The 21,725-nt window shown below is 57.6% G+C and carries 14 protein-coding genes and 2 pseudogenes; 9 read left to right on the top strand and 7 right to left on the bottom strand.

Annotation, left to right across the window (positions count from 1 at the left end):
• Nucleotides 1-297: 297 nt before the first annotated feature.
• The 6 genes and pseudogenes from GA0061098_RS39600 to GA0061098_RS39575 form a co-directional block, all read right to left on the bottom strand.
• On the bottom strand, nt 298-1,233 hold the full coding sequence (locus GA0061098_RS39600; protein ID WP_091966974.1) for a cyclase family protein: 936 nt from the start codon (nt 1,231-1,233) through the stop codon (nt 298-300).
• A gap of 809 nt (nt 1,234-2,042) precedes the next feature.
• Nucleotides 2,043-3,536: pseudogene (locus tag GA0061098_RS39595) on the bottom strand (NAD-dependent succinate-semialdehyde dehydrogenase).
• 565 nt (nt 3,537-4,101) lie between these two features.
• Nucleotides 4,102-4,578, bottom strand: coding sequence for an Lrp/AsnC family transcriptional regulator (locus tag GA0061098_RS39590; RefSeq protein ID WP_091966972.1), 477 nt, complete (start codon nt 4,576-4,578; stop codon nt 4,102-4,104).
• Between the two features lie 403 nt (nt 4,579-4,981).
• Nucleotides 4,982-5,194, bottom strand: a pseudogene (locus GA0061098_RS46610) (NUDIX hydrolase); the annotation flags it as partial.
• Between the two features lie 7 nt (nt 5,195-5,201).
• Nucleotides 5,202-6,854, bottom strand: coding sequence for an MFS transporter (locus GA0061098_RS39580; protein ID WP_091966968.1), 1,653 nt, complete (start codon nt 6,852-6,854; stop codon nt 5,202-5,204).
• Nucleotides 6,855-7,324: 470 nt separating this feature from the next.
• A complete protein-coding gene (locus tag GA0061098_RS39575) occupies nt 7,325-7,801 on the bottom strand; it encodes an Lrp/AsnC family transcriptional regulator (protein WP_091966966.1) in 477 nt (158 codons plus the stop codon).
• A gap of 151 nt (nt 7,802-7,952) precedes the next feature.
• Here GA0061098_RS39575 and GA0061098_RS39570 point away from each other — a divergent pair, with 151 nt between their 5' ends.
• The 9 genes from GA0061098_RS39570 to GA0061098_RS39530 all read left to right on the top strand — a co-directional run bounded on the left by GA0061098_RS39570 (nt 7,953) and on the right by GA0061098_RS39530 (nt 20,354).
• Nucleotides 7,953-9,467: an NAD-dependent succinate-semialdehyde dehydrogenase gene (locus GA0061098_RS39570; RefSeq protein ID WP_091966996.1), complete on the top strand. Its 1,515-nt coding sequence runs from the start codon at nt 7,953-7,955 to the stop codon at nt 9,465-9,467.
• A gap of 10 nt (nt 9,468-9,477) precedes the next feature.
• On the top strand, nt 9,478-10,875 hold the full coding sequence (locus GA0061098_RS39565; protein ID WP_091966964.1) for an aminotransferase: 1,398 nt from the start codon (nt 9,478-9,480) through the stop codon (nt 10,873-10,875).
• A gap of 477 nt (nt 10,876-11,352) precedes the next feature.
• Nucleotides 11,353-12,480, top strand: a complete 1,128-nt coding sequence (locus tag GA0061098_RS39560; RefSeq protein ID WP_165637909.1) for an ABC transporter substrate-binding protein — start codon at nt 11,353-11,355, stop codon at nt 12,478-12,480.
• Nucleotides 12,465-14,219: an ABC transporter permease subunit gene (locus tag GA0061098_RS39555; protein WP_091966960.1), complete on the top strand. Its 1,755-nt coding sequence runs from the start codon at nt 12,465-12,467 to the stop codon at nt 14,217-14,219. Before GA0061098_RS39560 ends, GA0061098_RS39555 begins: the two co-directional genes overlap by 16 nt.
• 61 nt (nt 14,220-14,280) lie before the next feature.
• Complete coding sequence (locus GA0061098_RS39550; RefSeq protein ID WP_245323908.1) at nt 14,281-15,366, top strand: ABC transporter ATP-binding protein; 1,086 nt, start codon at nt 14,281-14,283, stop codon at nt 15,364-15,366.
• Between the two features lie 154 nt (nt 15,367-15,520).
• Entirely contained in the window at nt 15,521-17,068 is a 1,548-nt protein-coding gene (locus GA0061098_RS39545; RefSeq protein WP_091966958.1) for an acetolactate synthase large subunit, read from the top strand.
• 192 nt (nt 17,069-17,260) lie between these two features.
• Complete coding sequence (locus GA0061098_RS39540) at nt 17,261-18,394, top strand: ABC transporter substrate-binding protein (RefSeq protein ID WP_129591066.1); 1,134 nt, start codon at nt 17,261-17,263, stop codon at nt 18,392-18,394.
• A gap of 258 nt (nt 18,395-18,652) precedes the next feature.
• The gene (locus tag GA0061098_RS39535; protein WP_165637908.1) at nt 18,653-19,423 is read left to right on the top strand and encodes a cupin domain-containing protein; all 771 of its coding nucleotides are present in this window, start codon (nt 18,653-18,655) and stop codon (nt 19,421-19,423) included.
• 109 nt (nt 19,424-19,532) lie between these two features.
• Complete coding sequence (locus GA0061098_RS39530; protein WP_091966953.1) at nt 19,533-20,354, top strand: enoyl-CoA hydratase-related protein; 822 nt, start codon at nt 19,533-19,535, stop codon at nt 20,352-20,354.
• A gap of 468 nt (nt 20,355-20,822) precedes the next feature.
• Here the strand turns inward: GA0061098_RS39530 and GA0061098_RS45745 are convergent, their stop codons facing one another.
• Nucleotides 20,823-21,149, bottom strand: coding sequence for a hypothetical protein (locus tag GA0061098_RS45745; protein ID WP_208610730.1), 327 nt, complete (start codon nt 21,147-21,149; stop codon nt 20,823-20,825).
• Nucleotides 21,150-21,725: the final 576 nt, after the last annotated feature.

Genomic DNA, 21,725 nt, shown 5'->3' with positions numbered 1-21,725 from the left:
GAACGTAAATTCAGGTGAAAGTCTTCTTGCCGCAGATCGGCAACGCTACATTCCACGGTACCGGTGCCCATTGCCCATGCTTACCTTCTAATCACTGCTATTTTTTTCGGTAGAATCTCACTTGATTACTTCTTTGTTCTGCATTGCGGTCCTGCAAAATTTGCAACATGGCGCGCGCGAAACGACGAGCCATGAGGTGCTGCCTACAAAGGTGCGATTAAAGTCGTGTTTCGAACGCGAATGTCTAAGCGGTGCATCTTCGAAAGCCGACGCGTAACCATCACTCTTAAGGGCAGCCTATTTCAGCGCGTGCGGGTTCACGGGCGAGCCAAAGCCGCCGGTAACCTCCAGAGGTGGAGCTGCAAGCAGGAAGCTGTACCGTCCGTCGGCGGCGCAGTCGGTGGCCAGCGCCTCTAGATTGAACATCTCGCCCAGCGGCATGCCCATGTCTCGCAGCGCCAGCATGTGGAAGGCGAGGGGCATCTCCGATGCCAGCCCCTCTGGATCCAGGATCTCGACAGCCATGTTGTCGGCGGCGACGGCGGCCAGCGATTTGTCGTGAGCCCACTCGGCGCAGGTATAGCTTAAGCCTGGCTGCATTCCCATAAAGGTGTCGCGGTCTCCGTCTGCGGTGAACCACAGCATATGGCCAGTGCGCACCAAAAGAATGTCACCGGCTCCGACGCTCACGCTCTCCTTCTGGCAGGCGGCGTTCAGATCGTCGACCGTGATCGCGTAGTCGAGCGGCAGCCGCTCGACACCCTTTAGCCGTGCGATGTCTAGGAGCACCCCGCGCGAAACAATGCCAGGGGCCGCCAGATGGTTGATGCCCATCTTTAGCGCGCCGTTTTCGGTGAGGCATTCGCGCGCGTTGCAGCCATTATAAAGATGGCCGTCATAGTGAACATGGCCGAGCGCGTCCCATTGCGTTGAACATTGCAAGGGCATGTGGATGACGTCATCGGAGTAGCAGACGTCCGGCGCGGCGGGACTCATCGGGGTGAAAAGGTCGGTCGCGTAGACCATCGGGTTGAACCGCTTGCGTGCCAGCTGAGGCCCGTTCCGGTCGAACCGCAAACCGAGATTAAAGAGCTTGCCAACGAGCACCTCGGCGGCTGCGTTCTTCAGTGTTTCTGGCCCGATGTGGTTAAGCGTGCCGCGCTGATCGGCTTCGCCCCATCGTCCCCAGTTGCGCAGCTTGTCGGCAAGATAGTCAAAATTGACGGGCCGCATGGCCGGCTCCTTGTTTAGTCGCAAAATGTTGGGCCGCCTCGGCCCTGTTCGATGGATGCCTCTTCGCTGGCTTGGCATTCTTGGTTGGCCAAACTATTGTGTCGTCGCGAAGCGCTTCTTCTGCATGAGAAAGTTACCGATTCGCGAGCAATTCTGGCCGCTTAAATCGACCGGCGTCCTGACGAATTTCTGCGCCCGATCGCGTCGATGCGCAGCTTTCCACAAGTGTACCCCGCCTCATCATGTGCTCAGCAATTGATCGATCGGGTGCGCGCCGTTTAGGACATGGAAACGCAACAGCGTCAGCGGGCTCTCGCCGTCAGCCGCTGCCCATTCGCTGCAGCTGAACAGTGTCACTCAGGAAAGCGAGATGTAGGCCAGTTGCTCCCGATCGCAAAGCAGCATTTGGCAGCTGTCGATCATCTGAAGTACTGGACCTGGTCAATTTACGCGAACCTTGAACCTGTGAAAGCCCTTTGCGGACTACGGCCGCACTCTGCGTCGCTGCTTAGCCGGCTCAACTCGGCTGATCGACGATATCATATTGCCGGCACCAACGTGACATCCTCGCTCGTTCCCGATGATTGGTTCTGACGATATTCATGACAGCGGGGAGAGGAGGAGAAACTCGTGAGAGACACGCAAAGATCCTAGGTGGTATGGCCGACAAAGCGGACCCGTTCACCAGGAGAAAGTAGGTAAGGCTTCCGGGAATTCCCATTTAAAGGAGGCCGTCAGGAACTCTGACCCCGAAAGCCCAAACATGGTCATCGCAAGGCTCGGGCTCGACCGCCGATAGATCCCTTCGGTCAAAGCCCCGCCATCATCACATATTTGATCTCGACATATTCTTCCATGCCGTGGCGGGAACCTTCGCGGCCAAGGCCGCTTTCCTTGACGCCGCCGAATGGCGCGACTTCGGTGGTGATCAGGCCGGTGTTGACGCCGACCATGCCCGACTCCAGTGCCTCCGCCACGCGCCAGACGCGGCCCAGATGCGGGAGTACAAATAGGAGGCGAGACCGAAGGGCGAAGCGTTGCACATCGCGATCACGTCGGCCTCGTCCTTGAAGCGGATTACCGGCGCAAGCGGACCGAATGTCTCCTCCTGTGACACCAACGAGTCCGGCGTGACGTCGGCGAGCACGGTCGGCTCGAAAAACGAGCGTCCCAGCGCATGTCGCTTGCCGCCGGTCACGACCTTGGCGCCGCGCTTAACAGCGTCCGCGATATGCCGCTCGATCTTGTCGACCGCCTCCATGTTGATCAGCGGCCCCCTGTACCACGCCTTGTTCTGTCCCGTCGCCGATCTTCATCGCCGCAACCTCCTTGGACAGCTTCTGCACGAATTCGTCGTAGATTCCTGCCTGTGCGTAGATGCGGTTAGCGCAGACGCAGGTCTGGCCCATGTTGCGGTATTTCGAGACCATGGCGCCTTCGACCGCGGCCTCGATGTCAGCGTCGTCAAACACCACGAAAGGCGCGTTTCCGCCGAGTTCGAGGCCGAGCTTCTTCACGCCGACGGAGGCTTGGCGATAGAGAATTTTTCCGACCTCGGTCGACCCGGTGAAGCCGACGAAACGCACGGCCGGGTGTTCGCAGAAGACCTTGCCGATCGACCGCGAATCTCCGGTGATGACGTTGAAGACACCCTTGGGCACACCGGCCTTCTCAGCGAGCCCGACAAGCGCCAGTGTCGAGAGTGGCGTTTCGCTGGCCGGCTTTAGCACCACGGTGCAGCCTGCGGCGAGCGCCGGCGAGACCTTGCGGGTGATCATCGAGTTGGGAAAATTCCACGGCGTGATTGCGCCGCAGACGCCAATCGGCTGTTTTATCGCAAGCAATCTTGCATCCAGGCGCGGCGAGGGTATCGTTTCGCCATAGATGCGGCGCGCCTCTTCGGCAAAGAACTCGACATAGGCGCCACCGATATCGACCTCGCCAAGCGCCTCGGAGAGCGGCTTGCCCTGCTCCGAGGTCAGGATTAGCGCGAGATCCTCGCGATTGGCGACGATCAGTTCGTACCATTTGCGCAGAATGTTGGAGCGTTGCTTGGCTGTGTGCTTAGCCCATGTGGGGAACGCACGTTCAGCAGCTTCCACGGCTCTCGTGCAGTCGTCGGCGGAGAGCTGCGGCACCTTGGCGAGCTCCATGCCGGTCGCCGGATTATTCACCGAAAAGCTGGGCGGGCCGACCCAGGCGCCGTCAATGTAGCAGGCCTCCCGCAGAAGCGCCGGGTCCTTCAGACGGTCGGGCAGCATGGAGGGACCTTGCTTAGCTCGTGCGGCGGCGGTCGGGGTCATCCCGTTACTCCTGGCGGCTATCGAATCCGAGCGACCCGGACTTCCGCCGATAGCGGAAAAGGGCCGCGCGAGACACCGCGCGGCCGAGTCAGGGAGGAAACGCCCCGAAGGGCACCAATAGGAGCGCTGTGAGTAGATGAACTCGATGGCAACCCCAATCCTGCACGAAACGTCGTCAACTCGTGCAAGCAAACATCGCATACTCATTTTTGCTTGAGGATTGGCGGCGTTCGCCAGCGTATCCTGCAGTTTTTATGCGAGAATCTCGCCAAACTCGCAGCAACTGCGACTTTGAAGCTTTTCTCGCGAGATTGTTTGAACTTGTGTGCTGTTTATCGAGGTACATCGAGCACACCGCTCGCTCTGTTCGCGTGTCCCCCCTTGCCGAGTCGGCTTCAGGATTTCGAAATCAATCGAAAATGGTCAGCGCCTCGTCAACGGGCGGCAGAGAAACATCTGGCTCGGCGATCTAGCGGACAACACATTCAGCGGAAGTCTATATGGGTAATCGCGGTAGCAACCACGATCGTGAGGCGGCTCGCTTTGCTAAAACCTGAAACCTCTGTCAGTCCTCGGAGGGAGACTCGATCGGTACGGCAAAGCCCGCCTTTATCCGATCTAACACGACCATCGTCTTGAATCCCTTTATATCGGGGTTCACGTAGAAGAATCTCCTGGTGAACTCCTCGTAATCCTCCATGGTGCGAGCGGTAACGTAAAGGACAAAGTCCGCATCGCCGGTGACGTAGAAACCGTTGACGACTTCAACTGATGATTTAACGGCCTTCTTGAATTTGTCGATTATATCTGCGCGCTCTCGCTCCAGGCTCACAAGCACAAGCATTTGAATACGTCTGCCTACCGCCTTCGGCGAAACGATCGAAATGTCGGCCTCGATGATGCCTTCAGAACGAAGCCTCTTCAGTCGGCGCTGACACGCGGTGGCAGAAAGGCCGGCCAGTTCGCCGACCTCCTCGGAAGTTACTCGGTTGTTTTTCTGCACGATCTCGAGGATGCGGGCATCTATCCGATCGTACTGCATAACCGGACCCCAACCTTGAGGTGAATTTCACCGCGAAAACGCTTCGCAGCGCAGGAAATAGCCCGAGACTATCCAGATTCAGGGATGCTTTCAACAAGTGACGGGAACGTGATCGCGATGAGCCGTTGGCGACCTCAACTAATGCCGGCGCGATGTAATAGATGAGACCGGTTCACTCCTTGCGATTGCGTTCGTGCGTCGGGGCTCTCAGTGGGCGGCCCCCCGCTCGCAGCTCGATCACGTTGCTCTCGAGAAAATCGAGCGCCTACGAGCAACACCTTCACCGCCTCCGGGGTCTTCGCCACATGCCTCGACGGTTTGGCCCTCGGCAAGCTTAAGGGAGCCTCTTAGCGCGGCACGTTCGGATAGAGCTGGCATGCCAGATGACAGCTTAAAGCACCGTTTACTTCCAAGCGACGACTGGTTGTGCCAAATCGCGGGTGCGAGTTACGCGCCGCAAGAATTGATAGACTAGGGCAGCTGTCGGCGCGTGGATCAGGCTCCCCCGATAAGGAAAGCGGATCATGCGTCGCTCGGGAATGGCGACGAAGTGGAAAGCGTCCTCCCGCTCAATCGTATGAAGCGCAATGTCGTGGATGGACGTGACCTCCTGCGGGCAGCAGCTAGAGCGCGCTCGCGGCGCGATCGGGCACATCCTCCTTCCAGCGTACCGATCCGAACGGGCGCTCCAGCATGCGTCGAATACGAACGGGCTCCGGCCCGATATGGAAAGCCGTCGCCTGCTCATCTAACGCACGCTCCGACTGAGTCCAGCGGTTGCGTTGGCGCAAATAATCGAGCCATGTCGGGCAGTGATAGCGCTCGGTCCATAGCTCGGGGTCGGCGATATCACGGGCGATTGACCAACCATAGGCGCCGTTGCGTTGCCGGTAGAGTTGCACATCCTGCATGACGTTGTGGAAGGCTCGCGCATTTTCCGAGGCCACGCGATATTCGAGCTCAACCACCAGTGGGCCGCTGCGGTAGGTCAACGGAAGTCGCACCTTGGGATCGGCAAGCATCTCGGCGTCCTCTCCGCGCTCGGTGATAGGCGGCATGCACAGCCAGCGCCCAAGAAGCGGTAAAAGCAGCATCAGTGCGGCCGAGATGAGCAGTGTGATATCGACACCGACAACATCGGTGAGACGGCCCCAGCCCCAACTGCCAATTGCAAGGCCTCCGGAGAACGAAGCTTGCCAAGCCGCAAGCGAGCGGCCCGCAACCCAGCGCGGGGCGGAGAGCTGCACGCCAATGTTGAACAGCGTCCACACTATCGTCCATACGGCGCCCGCCAAAACCAGCGCGGCGGCTGTCAAGATCGCATTGTGACTGAGCGCGACCGCCGCGATCGCGCCGCTCATCGACAGTGTGCAAGCACGAACTGCAGCCTCGCCGCTCATACGCCTGCGCATCTCGCTGATGTTAAGAGCCCCGACTACTGCGCCCAACCCGAAAGCACCTAGCATGACGCCGTAAATTTGAGCGCCCCCGTGCAACAGGTCGCGAGCGACGATCGGCATTAACGCTTGGAGTCCGCTTCCGACGAGGCCGGTTATCATGGTGCGAGCTACCACGATCTTGATCGAAGGCGAATTGGCGATGTAGCGCACGCCTGAGACAATGGCGCGGCTCAGGTTTTCGCGCGGCAGCCGCGACGGCTCCGCGACACGTTTCCAGAGGAACAGCGCCACTGTCAGAGGTAGATAGAGGAATGCGTTGATTGCAAAGGCCGCGCCCGCGCCTGCTGTCGCAACAACAATTCCTCCGACCGCGGGCCCGAAGCTACGCGCGATGTTGTAGCTAATGCCATTCAAGGCAATCGCCGCTGGCAGCATCTTCGCCGGAACCTGCTCGCTGACCGAGGAACTCCAGGCTGGTCCCATCAATGCCATGCCGCCGCCGACCACAAAGCAAAGCACTAGCAGCAGATTCGGTGTGGTAAGGCCCGACCAATCGAGAGCAGTCAACGCTGTCGCGCCGCAGAGCGTGATCGAGAGCGCAATCAGTGTCACAATTCGACGATCATACATGTCGGCGATGGCGCCGGCCGGCATAGCGATCAACATGACAGGAAGCAACAAGGCTGTCTGCACCAGCGCGACTTTATCGGCTGACGACGTCATCTCTGTCATGGCCCAAGCCGCGCCGACGCCTTGGATAAGTATACCGAGGTTCGATAGCAGGCTCGCCAGCCAAATCCGCCGGAAAGTGGGGTAACGCAGCGGCGCAGTAATTCCATCGGCGCTGGGAGTCTGGAGATCGGAAGGAGTCGTCATTTGGATTCACAGACCGTGCGCAGCAACCTGACAGAGCTGAGTATTTGCCGCGGAACGCTGAAGTCAGATTGGACGAGCGGTTCTGGCCCGCCCTCAACATCCGAAACTCGTGTTGCGTGCCCATTCCGTTTTTGAGTTCGCTGCTTCTGTCCCAACCCATAAGCATAATATCCAGATCTAGGAATAATTTGTCGCGCTCTGATTGGAAATCTCTGACAGCTTGAACATTGCTCCCGCAATGCACTCATATTCGATCCTGTCATCACGACTTCGCGTTTGCTCTCAAACGTCCGCGGCATCGGTTCACTGGGCTGCAATGCCGGTGTTGGAGCAACGACGCTCCTCTACCTCAGGGCGAATTAGCATCACCAGATCTTACAAGAGCGCTTGTGCTCGTTTCTCGCGTTATGCCCGGATGAGCGATGAAAAAAAGCGCAAAGCCTTAGAACAACGGTGCAAAGATAGCAACTTCAATCCTCGTGAGGGGCCTCTACCGGGATCGCAAAACCAGCCTTTACGCGATCCATGACGACCATTGTCTTGAACCCTTTGATGTCAGGATTCTCGTAGAAGAAACGTCGGGTGAACTGTTCGTAGTCTTCCATGGTCCGCGCCGTAAGATAAAGGACGAAGTCAGCGTCCCCAGTGACGTAGAATCCGTTGACGACCTCAGCCGACGACTTAATCGCCTTCTTGAACCTGTCGATGATGTCTGCGCGCTCACGCTCGAGACTTACGAGTACGAGCATCTGAATAGGCCTTCCCACCGCCTTTGCCGACACAATCGAGACGTCGGCCTCGATGATGCCGTCACAGCGGAGCCTCTTCAAGCGTCGTTGGCATGCAGTAGCAGAAAGCCCAGCAAGTTCGCCGATGATCTCAGATGTCAGGCGATTGTTCTTCTGCACAATCTCCAGGATGCGGGCGTCTGTTCGGTCGTATTGCATAAGTCGGGCTCCAGGTGAATTCCGCTGCAAAGTGGCAAGGTCCTGCAGGAAAGCGTCCAGGCGACGGTTAAAAGCGACGCAAATCTGTCTCTGACATTAGTATCCTGATTGTCAGCAGAATTTCAACAAGATGACCGCCAAGGACTTCGAAATGGTTTTCCAAGCTGCCCGGCCCAAAAGTCCGCCTCTAGTCGGACTAGCTAAAGGGCATCTCGAAAGTCTGCGCCGTCGAGATTTTGTCGCGGGGACAGCTCTGATCGATGGGCGCTGGATTGGGGGTGACCAAAAAGACGTTGTCGTCGATCCGGCAACTGGCGAAGTGATCGCCGAAGTTGCTCGTTGCAGCGCCGCAGATATGAATCTTGCGATCGACGCAGCGCAGCGATCTTTTGCTCAATGGCGAGAGCTGCTGCCAGAGGGGCGGGGCGAAATTCTGAGGACTTGGGCCTCGTTAATGCTCGCCCATGCGGAGGAACTTGCCGTCCTCCTAACTTGCGAGCAGGGTAAGCCGCTCGCGGAAGCAAGGTCTGAAATTGGATATGGTGCGGGATTTTTCCAGTGGTTTGCCGCAGAGGGAGAGCGCGCTTATGGTGAGACGATCCCAAGCCACAAGCCTGGAAGTGTGCTTCAGGTAAGAATGCAGCCCGTTGGTGTTGCGGCGGCAATCACTCCTTGGAATTTTCCTGTCGCCATGATTACGCGAAAGGCCGGGGCCGCCATGGCGGCTGGCTGCCCGGTTATCGTGAAGCCTGCGCCCGAGACGCCGCTCTCGGCACTTGCCCTGGCGAGGTTGGCTGAAGAGGCTGGAGTTCCGCCCGGTGTGTTTCAAGTGCTCGTCGGCAATCCAATCGAGCTCTCAAAGCCGCTGTTGCGGGATGCAAGGGTGCGAGCCCTTTCGTTCACGGGGTCTACAGAAGTTGGTCGTTTGCTACTGGAGGGAGCGGCGCAGACGGTAAAGAAGGTCTCTCTCGAGCTCGGAGGGCATGCCCCCTTTATTATCTTTGATGATGTCGATCTCGATAAGGCCGTCAAAGGTACGATGGCCGCAAAGTTTGCCACGTCGGGGCAGGACTGCTTGGCGGCTAATCGAATCTACGTACAGAGGGGCATTTATAATGCCTTTGTCGAGAAGTTTTCTGCGGCAATCACGCGGCTCAGAGTTGGTCATGGCCTTGAGACTGCGACTGATATCGGTCCGATGACGAAATCGTCCGTGGCCGAAAAGTGCAGGGCTCACATCAATGACGCGGTGGCAAAAGGGGCGCGGGTTATTTCCGGGAAGCAAGACCACGCCTTCGGGCAGAACTTCGTCTGTCCAGCATTGCTGAGCGATGTCACTGACGACATGCTCATTTCGAGCGAGGAGACATTCGGCCCGGTGGCTGCAGTACTTCCGTTCGACACCGAGGAGGAGGTCCTGGCCCGAGCCAATTGCAGTGAAATGGGCTTGGCCGCCTACGTCTACACCGACAGCTTGCGACGAGCGCTACGACTTTCCGAGAACATCGAGTACGGAATGGTCGGCATCAATACGGCGTCATTCACTGGGCCGCCAATTCCGTTTGGAGGTTGGAAGCAATCCGGCCTCGGTCGCGAAGGTTCGCGACATGGCATTCAGGAATACATGGAACTGAAATACGTTTGCTTCGGCGATCTGGTGGATTAGGAGAAATGGTATGAACGATATCAAGACGATCGCCGAAAAAGATCGCGCGACTGTTCTGCACCCCTTCACCCAGCTTAAGGAGTTTGCCGCCGGCAAAATTGGTGATCCGACAATCGTCACCGGCGGGAAGGGTATTCGCATCGAAGACGCCAAGGGACATAGCTACATCGATGGCTTTGCTGGTCTTTACTGCGTCAATATTGGGTACGGCCGGACCGAGGTGGCCGAGGCGATTGCGCGGCAGGCCTACAAATTGGCCTACTACCATACATATGCTGCCCACACGACCGACGAGCTGGCTATTCTGTCGGATCGCCTCGTGCGAATGGCGCCTGGCAAACCAAGCAAAGTCTTCTACGGGCTATCCGGATCAGATGCCAACGAGACCCAGGCTAAGCTTGTCTGGTATTACAATAACTTGCGCGGTCAGCCCAAAAAGAAGAAGATTATCTCGCGCGAGCGCGGTTACCATGGCTGCTCAGTCGTTTCCGGCTCGATGACCGGTATGTCGTTCTACCATGATCATATGGACCTGCCCTTTCCGGGTATCTTGCACACAGGCGCACCCCACCACTACTGGGGTGCCGAGCTAGGTGAAACGGAAGAGGCTTTCTCTCGTCGACGTGCGGCTGAGCTAGAAGAGATGATCGTGCGTGAGGGGCCGGAAACGATCGGCGCCTTTATTGCTGAGCCGGTGCTGGGTACAGGAGGGATCACGCCGCCGCCCGACGGTTATTGGCGTGAAATTCAAGCGGTGCTGCGACGCTACGACGTTCTTTTGATCGCAGATGAAGTGATTTGTGGATTCGGTCGCACCGGCGCTAAGTTCGGCAGCACTCTTTATGGAATGGAGCCCGACCTTGTAACAGTGGCCAAGGGGCTGACCTCCGGTTACATGCCACTCTCGGCGGCAATCGTTGGCGAGAGGGTCTATGCAGTCATGGAAGAAGCGGCGGATCGTGTCGGCGCATTCTCCCACGGCTATACTTATTCCGGCCATCCGATCGCGGCCGCAGCTGCTAACGCGGTCCTCGATATTGTGGAGAAGGAGCAACTAAGTGAACGGGCGAGAACCGTGGGCGCGCATTTCTTGAAGCGGCTCAAGGAGCGGTTTGCACAGCTGGAGATTGTCGGGGAAGTAAGAGGCGTAGGCCTACTCGGTGCCGTAGAGTTCGTCGCTGATCGCCAGACGAAACGACGTTTTGATCCGCAGCTCAAGGTGGGCGCCCGCATCTCCAAGGCGGCGCGCGATAGGGGACTTATCGCGCGAGCAATGCCGCATGGCGACATTCTAGGTTTTGCTCCGCCTCTCGTCGTTTCCGAACACGAGGTGGATGAAATCGTTGAACTCGCCTATCGCGCGACAAAGCAGGTGATGGACGAGCTTACGAAGGAATCGGCAATTTAAACCGGTTCCTGTATTCCGATCTCAAATCGACCGTCGCTCCAATTCGCTGATCTTCGTCAGGTTTGTTACAGCTGGAAGGAGAGGGCTGACGTCGCGAAGGACGGGCTGCCGAACCGCTCAATAGTACGCCCCGGGTAGCTTCGGCATCGTGATGGTCGTGCTTGCCGGGTTTTTGGGGAGCGATCATCGCGTACCGCGGTTTGCGGCTGCGCCGGCGTCGCCTGATAGCGGAGTTGCCGCCTAACAGCAGCATCGCAAACGTCTTGGTTAAGAGACGGGCGTGGAGTGCATGTAGGGCTCTACGATAGTATCCCATTGGATGGTGAAATTGTAGACAGGTAAAGCCGCTAGTTGCGGTTTTTCCTCGCGATGCGACGCTTACTTGCCGTTTTTGCGCGTCATTATGGCCTTTGACGGTGTAAATGGTTTCGGCAAACGATGTAGGGCTGTGTCAGTTAGAGTAGGAGTGCCATGATAATGAAGGATCGTGTTGGCGGTTTACATCGTGGCCTGACCCGGCGCTCATTCGTCGAGTCGGCTGCGGCTTTACTGAGCGTGCCGTTCGTTGCGAGGGCTACTGCAGCCTGGGCGCAGGAAAGGCTTGCTGGCAGCGGGGAAGTTGTCGTCTTCAGCTACGGCGGATCCTACACGCAGGCGGTGAGAAAGTACGTTTATGAGCCCTTCACAAAGGCGACGGGCATTGCTGTGGTCGACGTGACCGCTGACATTGCCGAACCTCAAGTGAGGGCGATGACCCGCGCCGGGCGCGTCGATTGGGATGTCGCCTTGATTGACGGGCAGAATTACCCGACGATGCATGATGCTGGTTTGTTTCAGCCCATTGACTACGGTTTGTGGGATGATGAAGCACTCAAGGGGGCACCGCAAAGTGCTCGCCTCAGCGACGCGGTGGTTGCATTCCGTTCGACGACGTTGCTCGCTTATGATGAACGTTCCTTCCCGAAGGGAGGGCCGCAAAACTGGGCCGATTTTTGGAACGTCAAGGCTTTCCCGGGGCCGCGCGGCCTCAGCAGTGTCGCTAGGCATATGGTCTTGGCACTCGCAGCTGACGGTGTGCCAAATTCGGATCGTTGGCCACTGACCGATGACAAGGTCGAGAGGGCTCTTAAGAAGCTCTCGGAAATCAAGCCGAATGTCGCGAAATGGTGGACGGCGGGAGGCGAGCCTGTTCAAGCGTTGATCAATCGGGAGTTCGTGATGACGAGCTGCTACGATGGTCGTGCGGTATCGGCCATTCGCCAGGGAGCGCCTATCCGCATGGTGTGGAGCGGTGGAAATCTGGTCTATGTCTATTGGACCGTGCTCAAAGGGGCTCCTAACAGCGGAAACGCACAAAAGCTGGTTGCATTCCTGAACCGGGCTCAGAATGCCGCAGCATTCACGATGGGCACAAACCTTACAGGGCCCAATGTGAATCAGCTCCAACATCTGCCGGCAGATCTCGTTCCGCTTCTCAGCATTACCGAGGACAATGCATCCCAGCTCGTGGCTCAGGATGATGCTTGGCTCGCCGCCAAGCGCCCTGACGGCAAGACCAATGTAGATTATCTCCAGGAGCGCTGGCTGGCATGGCGGGCACAATGAGTTCAATGGCAATCAAAGGTCGAGCGCAATCCTCGCGACCTTGGCCCACGCCCTGGGCCTGGCTATTGCTGCCTGGAAGCGTCTTCCTCGTGGTGCTCTTTGTCGTGCCGCTCACGGGGCTTCTGTTGCTTGCGTTCGGGATGCCAAATTGGACTCTCGCGAATTTTTCGCGCATCGGCGACACCCCTGTCTATCTGACCGTGATGCGTAACACGCTGGAGATCAGCGTGACAGTGACTGCGCTCGCCTTCGTGCTTAGCTATCCCATCGCCTACGCGCTCACGACGGGCGGAATGGTGTTGCGCACCTTTTTGCTCATCGGGGTCGTGCTGCCCTATTTCACCAGCACTTTGGCACGGACCTTCGCCTGGATTGTTCTTCTTGGGCGCAATGGCGTCGTTAACCAGTTCCTGCTGGAGCTCGGCTGGGTGTCCCAACCCATCCCGCTGCTCTACAACCGATTCGGTGTGATCCTCGGCATGACCCACATTGTGATGCCGATGATGATCCTGCCGATGTACACGGTCATGTCTAGCATTGATCCAAAACTTATGCGCGCTGCGAAGGCGAATGGAGCGAGCCCGCTCGCCGCCTTCCTCACCATCTTTCTACCGCTCAGCCTACCGGGCCTGATTGCCGGGATTCTGCTCGTCTTCATCTATTGTCTCGGTTTCTACATCACACCTGCGTTGATGGGTGGGCTGTCAGACGTCATGATCACCATGGCGATCAGCTCGCAGATCCTGGAGCAACTCAATTGGAATTTCGGCGCTGCGCTTTCCGTTGTCCTCCTGCTCGCCGTCCTGAGCTTATTGTGGATTGGCTCGCGCTTCTTCCCCATTGAGCAGCTGCTGGGATTCTCCGACGGCAAGCTTGGGTTAAGCGTTACTCGCCGCCAGTTGGGCGCCAAAATGTTAATGCGGATCGGCTCCGCGGCAAACGCTCTTGATCGCTGGCTTCCTTCGATGAGAGGTCGAAGTGTCCCGATCCTGGCAAGCTGTCTGGCTGTACTTCTCCTGCTGCCGGTACTGATCGTTGCGTATTTGTCGTTCAGCGCCTCGTCCTACTTTGTCTTTCCGTTGCCAGGTTACTCGCTGCGCAACTACGAAGCCTTTCTTTTCGACACGCTGTGGGTGCGCGCGACCTTCACTAGCATCCGCATTGCGTTGATGGCGGTTGCCATGGCAACTGCGCTGGGCGCCATGCTTGCCTTCGGTCTGTCGCGCGGCGCCATGCCAGGTCGTGGAGCTATGATCGCTCTCTTGCTGTCACCGATTATTATGCCGACTGTTATCGTGGCCGTCGCGACCTATTTCTTGCTGGCGCGGTGGGGTCTGCAGGGCACCGAGTTCGGCCTGGCACTTGGTCACGCGGTTCACGCCATCCCCTACGTGGTGGTGATTGTGGTTGCCAATTTGCGCGACCTTAATCCGAGCTACGAACGTGCGGCCCGCAGCCTTGGTGCCGGGCCCTGGGCCACCATGCGCACAATCGTCGCGCCGCTAGTCCTACCGGCGCTCATTGTTGCTAGTTTCTTTGCGTTCCTGGCCTCGTTCGACGACGTTGTCTACGTGCTGTTCCTTGGCATCGGAAAGATCACGACCTTGCCGATGCGCATGTGGGAAGGAATCCGGCAGGACATCAGTCCCACCATTGCTGCCGTAGCCACGCTGCAGATGCTGTTTGCGACGATCGTGATCGTCGTCGGTACCCTGCTGAGACGGCAAAAAAAGACCTGACGGCCCTGGCTGGGTCGGAAGGTCAAACGAAAACCAATGACGAATTCCCTAGGGAGCTGAAATGTTGATGAAAGCGACCGTGAACGGAACTGACGTGACAACCGCAGGCATTACGCTGCATAACTTGCAGAAGCGTTACGGCAGCGCGATGGCCGTTGACGATGTCAGTCTTTCCGTATCCCCTGGAGAGTTCATCTCCTTGTTGGGGCCCAGCGGATCGGGAAAGACAACGACCCTGATGATGATCGCCGGCTTCGAGATGCCGGACAGCGGTCGGGTTCTGTTGGGCGAGAAGGATATCACGCGTCTGCCGCCTCATCGTCGAGAACTTGGCGTGATATTCCAGAACTATGCACTCTTTCCGCACATGACAGTCGCGGAGAACGTTGCGTATCCGCTTCGGATGCGGCGTATGGCAAAGGCGGAGATCGAAACCAGGGTGCATCGCATCCTCGATCAGGTGCATCTCGGTGCCTTGGCCTCCCGCTACCCCCACCAAATGTCCGGCGGTCAGCAGCAGCGAGTGGCGATCGCGCGGGCACTGGTTTTCGATCCGCCAGTTCTTCTGCTCGACGAACCCTTGGGCGCGCTAGACAAGAAGCTGCGCGAGCATCTCAGGAACGAGATCAAGACGTTACACAAGGAGGTCGGCAAGACGATGATCTACGTCACGCACGACCAGGATGAGGCGCTTGCTATGTCCGACCGTGTCGCGGTGATGCACGAGGGCCGGATCCGCCAAGTCTCGGCGCCGAAGGACATTTATCGCAGGCCGGCCGATTTGTTCGTGGCGGGCTTCGTTGGTGAGGTCAATCTCATCCCTGTTAAGCTCAAGTCCGGCATCGTGCACGGTCCTGCGGGCGAAAGCCTGCCCTCTCCGCCGTGGCAGGATGCGGATAGGGATGCGACTCTGTGCGTGCGCCCAGAACATTTGCGTCTGGAAGCGAGCGCTGGTTCATCCGGCGGAATTCAGGGGCGCATCAGCGGCATGACGTTCGTTGGCGATGCGACGATCCTGGAATTCCGGAGCGAAACGGGATTGCAACTGCTATCGAAGGTGCTGAACGTATCGGACCATTCCATGGAGGTGGGCGATCCCTGCGTAGCCTCTTGGGTTGCGAACGACGCAACAATCCTGACAGATTAACTCGCCCGATTAGCCGCATCGAACCTTGGTCCTGGTTTGCAATCTGGCGCCCGCCCCGCGGGGCTTTCGCAGCCGTCTCTTTTTATCGCTCTGCCCGCGATCTAACGATGTGATTCGCGGCGGCGCGATGTAAGTAACACGAGGAACCTATCCAATGAACGGCGCTGAAAGTCTGGTTCGTACGCTCGTTGCCGGAGGCGTGGATACCTGCTTTGCAAATCCAGGCACCTCCGAGATGCACTTTGTAGCGGCCCTCGACCGCGTCGATGGTATGCGCTGCGTGCTCGTGCTCTTCGAGGGAATAGCTACCGGCGCTGCGGACGGTTATGCACGTATGGCCGAAAAGCCGGCCGCCACTCTTTTACACCTTGGCCCAGGCTTGGCGAATGGCCTCGCCAATCTGCATAACGCCACCAAGGCGTCCAGCCCGATCGTAAATATCGTGGGAGATCACGCAACCTACCATCTCAACTATGATGCACCGCTCACGTCAGATATTGAAGGTGCAGCGAAGCCGTTTTCTGGCTGGGTCCGTACCTCTCCTAATGCAACGCGTGTTGCGGCTGATGGCGCCGCGGCCATCGCGGCGGCGCGCACCGCACCCGGTCAGGTCGCAACCCTCATTCTTCCGGCCGATACCGCCTGGAATGAAGGCGGTGGCCCCGCTGCTGTGGCCGAAGTACCCAAAAGAGTACGGGTTTCGCAGGATCGCATCAAGGATGTTGCCAAGGCACTCCATTCCGGCGAGCCCGCGATGGTCCTGCTGGGGGGACTTGCGCTCCGGCAGCGCGGCCTTGATCTGGCAGGGCGCATATGTGCCAAAACAGGCGCGAAAATCATGGCGCAAACATTTGTTGGCCGGATTGAGCGTGGCGCCGGCCGCGTTCCGGTCGATCGCCTTCCGTACCCAGTCGACCAGGCGCGTGCGACACTTGCGGGACTTAAGCATCTTGTCCTGGTGGGTAGCCGCATCCCGGTGGCCTTCTTTGCCTACCCCGACAAGCCAAGCTTGATGGCTTCCGAGGACACCGACTTTTTGACGCTTGCGCGTGGTGAAGAAGACGCATTGGATGCGCTCGAGAAACTTGCGGACGAATTGGATGCTCAATCAGTTCCGAGTCAGGCCGCGAACCTGGTGCCGCCGTCGTTAGCCATTGGGGCAATTACCGGCGCCAGCCTCTCGCAGTCACTCGGCGCGTTGATTCCCGAAAACGCGATCGTGGTCGATGAATCGATCTCGACTGGCGCGGGCTTTTTCGCTGCGACCTGGAATTCGCAGCCACATACTTGGCTCCAGAACATGGGCGGATCGATTGGACTTGGCATGCCCATGGCCACAGGCGCTGCGATTGCCTGCCCGAATAGACCTGTGCTCAACCTGCAGGCGGATGGCAGCGCGATGTACGCCATCCAATCATTGTGGACCCAGGTGCGTGAGGGCCTCAACATTACGACGGTGTTGTTCAATAACAGATCATACGCTTGCCTCAGAGATGAACTGACCAAGGTGGGCGCGCAAAATGTCGGGCGCAAGGCTTTGGATATGCTCGATCTCAGCCGACCTGACATCGATTTTACCGGATTGGCAAAAAGTATGGGTGTGGCGGCGGCCCGGGTGACCACGATGGATGACTTCAATATCGAGGTGGCGCGCGGACTTGCGACGCCCGGACCTTATTTGGTCGAGGTACAGATCGCTTAAGCGAATCTGGGTAATGCCAGGTGAGGATCAGTCGGGTTCAAACGAAGTTCTTTGAATGTGAGAGATCAATTCGATGGCGAGCAAGAGTAAGCTGCTGCACAACAGCAAAAGTGTTTCGCAGCCCTCGCCGCCCAGAGGTTGATCGCAGCCGCCGTCGCTGGCGGAATAAATGACATAAGGAGGGAGAACGTCGTGACCAAACAGGATACATATTCATTTCGCGGCCTGAGCCGCCGCTCGCTACTTCAGTCCACCACGATGGGCTTAAGCGTCCCATTTGTCGCCAAGGCCACTAAGGCTTGGGCGGACGAAAAGCTGGCTGGCAGTGGCGAAGTCGTTGTTTACAGCTATGGTGGCTCTTTCACCGAAAGCGTTCGGCGATATGTCTATGAGCCTTTCACAAAGGCAACAGGAATCAGAGTCGTAGATGTGGTTGCCGATTTCGCCGAGCCCCAGATCAGGGCGATGCACCAGGCGGGTCGCGTTGATTGGGACATTGGCTATCTGGTGCCGCAGAGCTATCCAGCAATGCACGAAGCTGGGATGTTCGTGCCAATCGATTATAGTCTCTGGGATCAAGAGTCGCTCGAGGGCACTCCCCAGCACGCTCGTCTTGAGGACGCAGTTGTGATTCATCAAACCGCTGGAGTACTTGCTTACGATGAACGTGCATTTCCCAAGGGCGGCCCGCAAAACTGGGTGGACTTCTGGGACCACAAAAAGTTCCCGGGCCCGCGCGGACTCGAGGCTCCCCTCGGTAAGCATACTATCCCGCATGCGCTCCTCTCTACGGGCATAGCACACAAAGATGTGTGGCCGCTCACCGACGAAAAGATCGATCGCGCATTTGAAAAGCTTAATGAAATCAAACCGCACGTTGTGAAGTGGTGGACGGCCGGTGGGGAGGCGCCTCAACTCCTGATCAATGGTGAATACGCGATGACCAGCACCTTCGACGGCCGTCTGACCGCCGCGATCCGAGGAGGCGCGCCGATCAAAGGTATTTGGGATGGGGCTTGGCTGACCCGTAGCTACGCCGTGATTTTGAAGGGGGGGGCGAACACAACGAATGCGCAAAAGTTCTTCGCCTTCTTGAATCGCGCGGAAATTGCCGCCGGCTGGACGCAGGGTACCGGTTATCCGGGGCCCAATACAAATCAGCTCAAGCATTTGCCAGCCGGGTTGATTCCGCTCCTCAGCATTAATCCGGAGAATGCTGCCAAGATCATTCCCGAGGATACGGATTGGCTGGTCCAGAAGCGCTCGGACGGAAAGACCAATGCAGAGCACGTCCAGGAGCGTTGGCTGGCATGGCGCGCAGCATGAATTCCATAGCGATTAGCGGCCGGGCTGATTCCTGGCGGAACTCCGCCATCCGTCAGGTCCAGACGTGGTCCACGCACAACTGCCGCCCTGCTTCAGGTGAATTGTCAAAGGTTTGGGGCAGAGAATCGTTAGCGGCATCTCTGAGCTCCGGCTTCGTTCAACAATCATCTCGCGATAAAAATCAAACATCTATCCGCAATCAGTCAAAGACCGCATGAGAAGGCTGCTTCGAAAGCAGATCACGAAAGGAGAAAGATGATGGCCGAACCGCTCGTAATAAAAAGCAAGGATATGGTCTTTTCACAAATTCATCCCGAGGCAGGTGGGTATGCATCTCAATGTCAAGTTATTGGACCAGAGATTAGCAAGTCGATTTGCGCGGGAATCGCTACCTACGAAGGTTGTTCTATTGAGCGAAAGATCAACTACGATGAAGTCGTTGTCGTGCTGGACGGATTGTTCCGAATTCGAACCGAGGAGAATTATAGCCGCGTGATCGAAGCGAGCTTCGGCGACGTAATTTGGCTACCGAAAGGCACAAGTTTAAAGTACGAGGGTGAAAAAGCGAAGGTGTTTTACGGAAGATACCCTGTCGACTGGGAGACGCGCGGGCCTGTGACTGATGAGTCACCGTCAACTGAAGTGATGCACTTTGTGGCGGGAGACATGGTTTATTACCAAATGCGAGTTCACGAGGGCGGTTATTCATCTACATGTAGCTTGATCGGTCCAGCCATCAGCAAGACACTTGGCGCTACTGTTGCGACTTTCGATGGCGCCTCTGTGGATTGGACAACAAAATATGATCAGGCTTCTGTCGCCCTCGGTGGCAACATGAGGGTTGTTACGGGCGAAAACTATAACAAGGTATTAGAGGCAAAGCTCGGCGATATTATCTGGCTGCCGGAGGGCACTAAGCTGAAATATCAAGGGGATCGAGCAATCAACTTTTGCGCCCCTTATCCGATCAATTGGCGTTCACGAAGCCAAAGGCCCCGGCCGTCCTATTGGCCGGCATCGGTCCGATAGGCACCTCCAGCAACCCGAAATATCAACCATGCACATGAAGGGTTGCGCCAAACGCTCACGCCGGCCAGCGTCACCTGGTGCGATCTTCTTTATGTCAGGACGGGACCATATGCCTCAGAAAACGAAAGTTGACTCTGGTACCGATGAATTGTTAGCCGAGACGCGTGGCCGTGTTGCTGTGCTCACGCTCAACAGGCCAGAGTCCCGCAATGCTCTGTCAAAGAACTTGAGCTCCGCATTGGGAAAGTTGCTAAGACAGTTCGACAAAGATCCGGAAATTGGCTCGATTCTTCTTACCGGCGCAGGTGGTGCGTTCTGCGCTGGCGGCGACGTCAAGAATATGGCCAAGACCGCCATGGCGGATCTGACTTTCGAGGACCGCGTGGCCGATTTGCGCGCAAGTCAACAAATGGTCTGGGGCGCTTTAATCGCCGTGCGTAAGCCTACCATAGCAGCCATTCCGGGTGCAGCAGCCGGAGCGGGCCTGGCGCTCGCCCTAGCATGCGATCTTCGGATCGCGGCGGGGTCCGCTGTTTTCATAACGGCTTATGCGCGGGTCGCTCTTTCTGGGGATTGCGGAATCGCGTGGCTCCTGACGCGCCTTGTCGGCATATCCCGCGCGTGTGAGCTCATGTTTCTTTCAGAGCGCATAGACATGCAGCGGGCGGAGAAGATTGGGCTAGTCAATCGTGTTGTGCCTGCCGGAGAGTTGCAGGACAATTCCCTTGCGCTTGCCGCCTTGCTTGCGGAGGGGCCGACGTTTGCGTACGGGCTCATGAAGGACAACCTAGATCACGCCCTAACGGCAAAATTTCAGGAATCGATGGACTTCGAAGCAAAAAACCTGATTAGAACAGAGTTGTCTGCAGATCATCAAGAGGGCGTTTGTGCTCTCGCGGAAAAGCGGAAGCCGAATTTCAACAGCACATGAAAGCGCCTTTGCTCTGAGTGCACACAGGACCTATTTCGTTCGGCTTTCCGAAGCGATCGATGCCCGAAGAGAGGATAGGCGTCGACTTCAGGGGAGTGCTTAGTCGAGTCGGAGGGCCCGTCAGTCGCTTTTTCCGCCCTGCATGTGCGAGCCGACGCTGTTGTAAGTTGGCGTGGGCAATCACGTAAGCATCCGGCGAAGCTTTCAATTGTCCACAGATTCTGCTCCGACCAAGGCGCCTAACGCGATGTCGGTGAGACAGCCCGCGCCTGACCGTATTGCCGGAAGGAGGATCGCTGGCACGGGCGAGATATCCGCCGAGCCGGGCGATCTTGATGACATAGTGTGAAAGCGTCTTCTGTCTCGCTTTGGGTTTGTCGTTGACGAGGCGATCGAGCACGCCGATTTCGGTCGCGGTCAACGAGAGGGTCGCCAGCGCGTCTGGAACGGAACGGTTAAGCACCCAACTCAGGATCCAAAGAGCGAGATCAGACTGGTCAGACGCGGGGGCCTAAGCTTCGACTCCTCAGCTTTGCAGCCTGGTTTGAGGATCTTGTGGAATACCTCGATCTTCGATCTCAAAGCATACCATTCGAGCTTCTCAATGGCGTCGGTGCGGGAGCCAAAAGGCAGATCTGTAATCAGCTTCCACTCGATTTTCTTTCTGTTCTTCGGCGCCACGCGCTCATCCCGGGCGCGGTATCCAGCTTTGACTTTGACAGTGATCCACGCTGATGAAAGAGGAGCGACAAAGAACAGAAAGAAGAAGCACACGGTTTGCGGCAGCCTGATCACTCGAGCTTGATGGTCTGCCGCTTGGACTGACGGCCGTCAAATTACGCATTTCTTGGTTAGGACCTGTGTCAATCGCCTCGCAGGCGATGGCGATCATACCGTTGCAACGATAATGGACGAGGTCGCGGTCAAAGGTCTCCACCGGATCGAAGTCCAGGATAGCAAGGGCAATCCAATGTCTTTCGTTGGGTGCTGACTGGAGGCTTACGATTACCCACATCTTTGAGTCAGTGCGTATTCCACGGATGGTGATCAGTCGTTCCAGGCGATCGCGATCACTCATTCCAGACGATGGTGATCACTTGCAGAGGCGAACACGACTGACGTGTTTATGTCTGCTGGAAATGGTCTTCCTGGTCAAGACGGGCGGGAGGGTTCGGAGATCGGTCCAGCGGTCCATGGGAGGGCCCCGCGCGCGGCGCGGAGTGCCCCCACGAGCGGCGCAGCGGCGCGCGCGGGAGGGACCTGTGGGCCGGTGGGGCGATCGGGCGCGCGGTGGTCACGCTGCTGTCCTATCGTCGGCCCGACGACGCAGGCTGTCGCCCTTAAGCTCGATGCGGTGGGCGTTGTGAATGA

Source organism: Bradyrhizobium shewense (assembly GCF_900094605.1).
Taxonomy (GTDB): domain Bacteria; phylum Pseudomonadota; class Alphaproteobacteria; order Rhizobiales; family Xanthobacteraceae; genus Bradyrhizobium; species Bradyrhizobium shewense.
The sequence above is the reverse complement of the archived record's forward strand: the minus strand, read 5'-3'. Positions and strand labels throughout refer to the sequence as shown.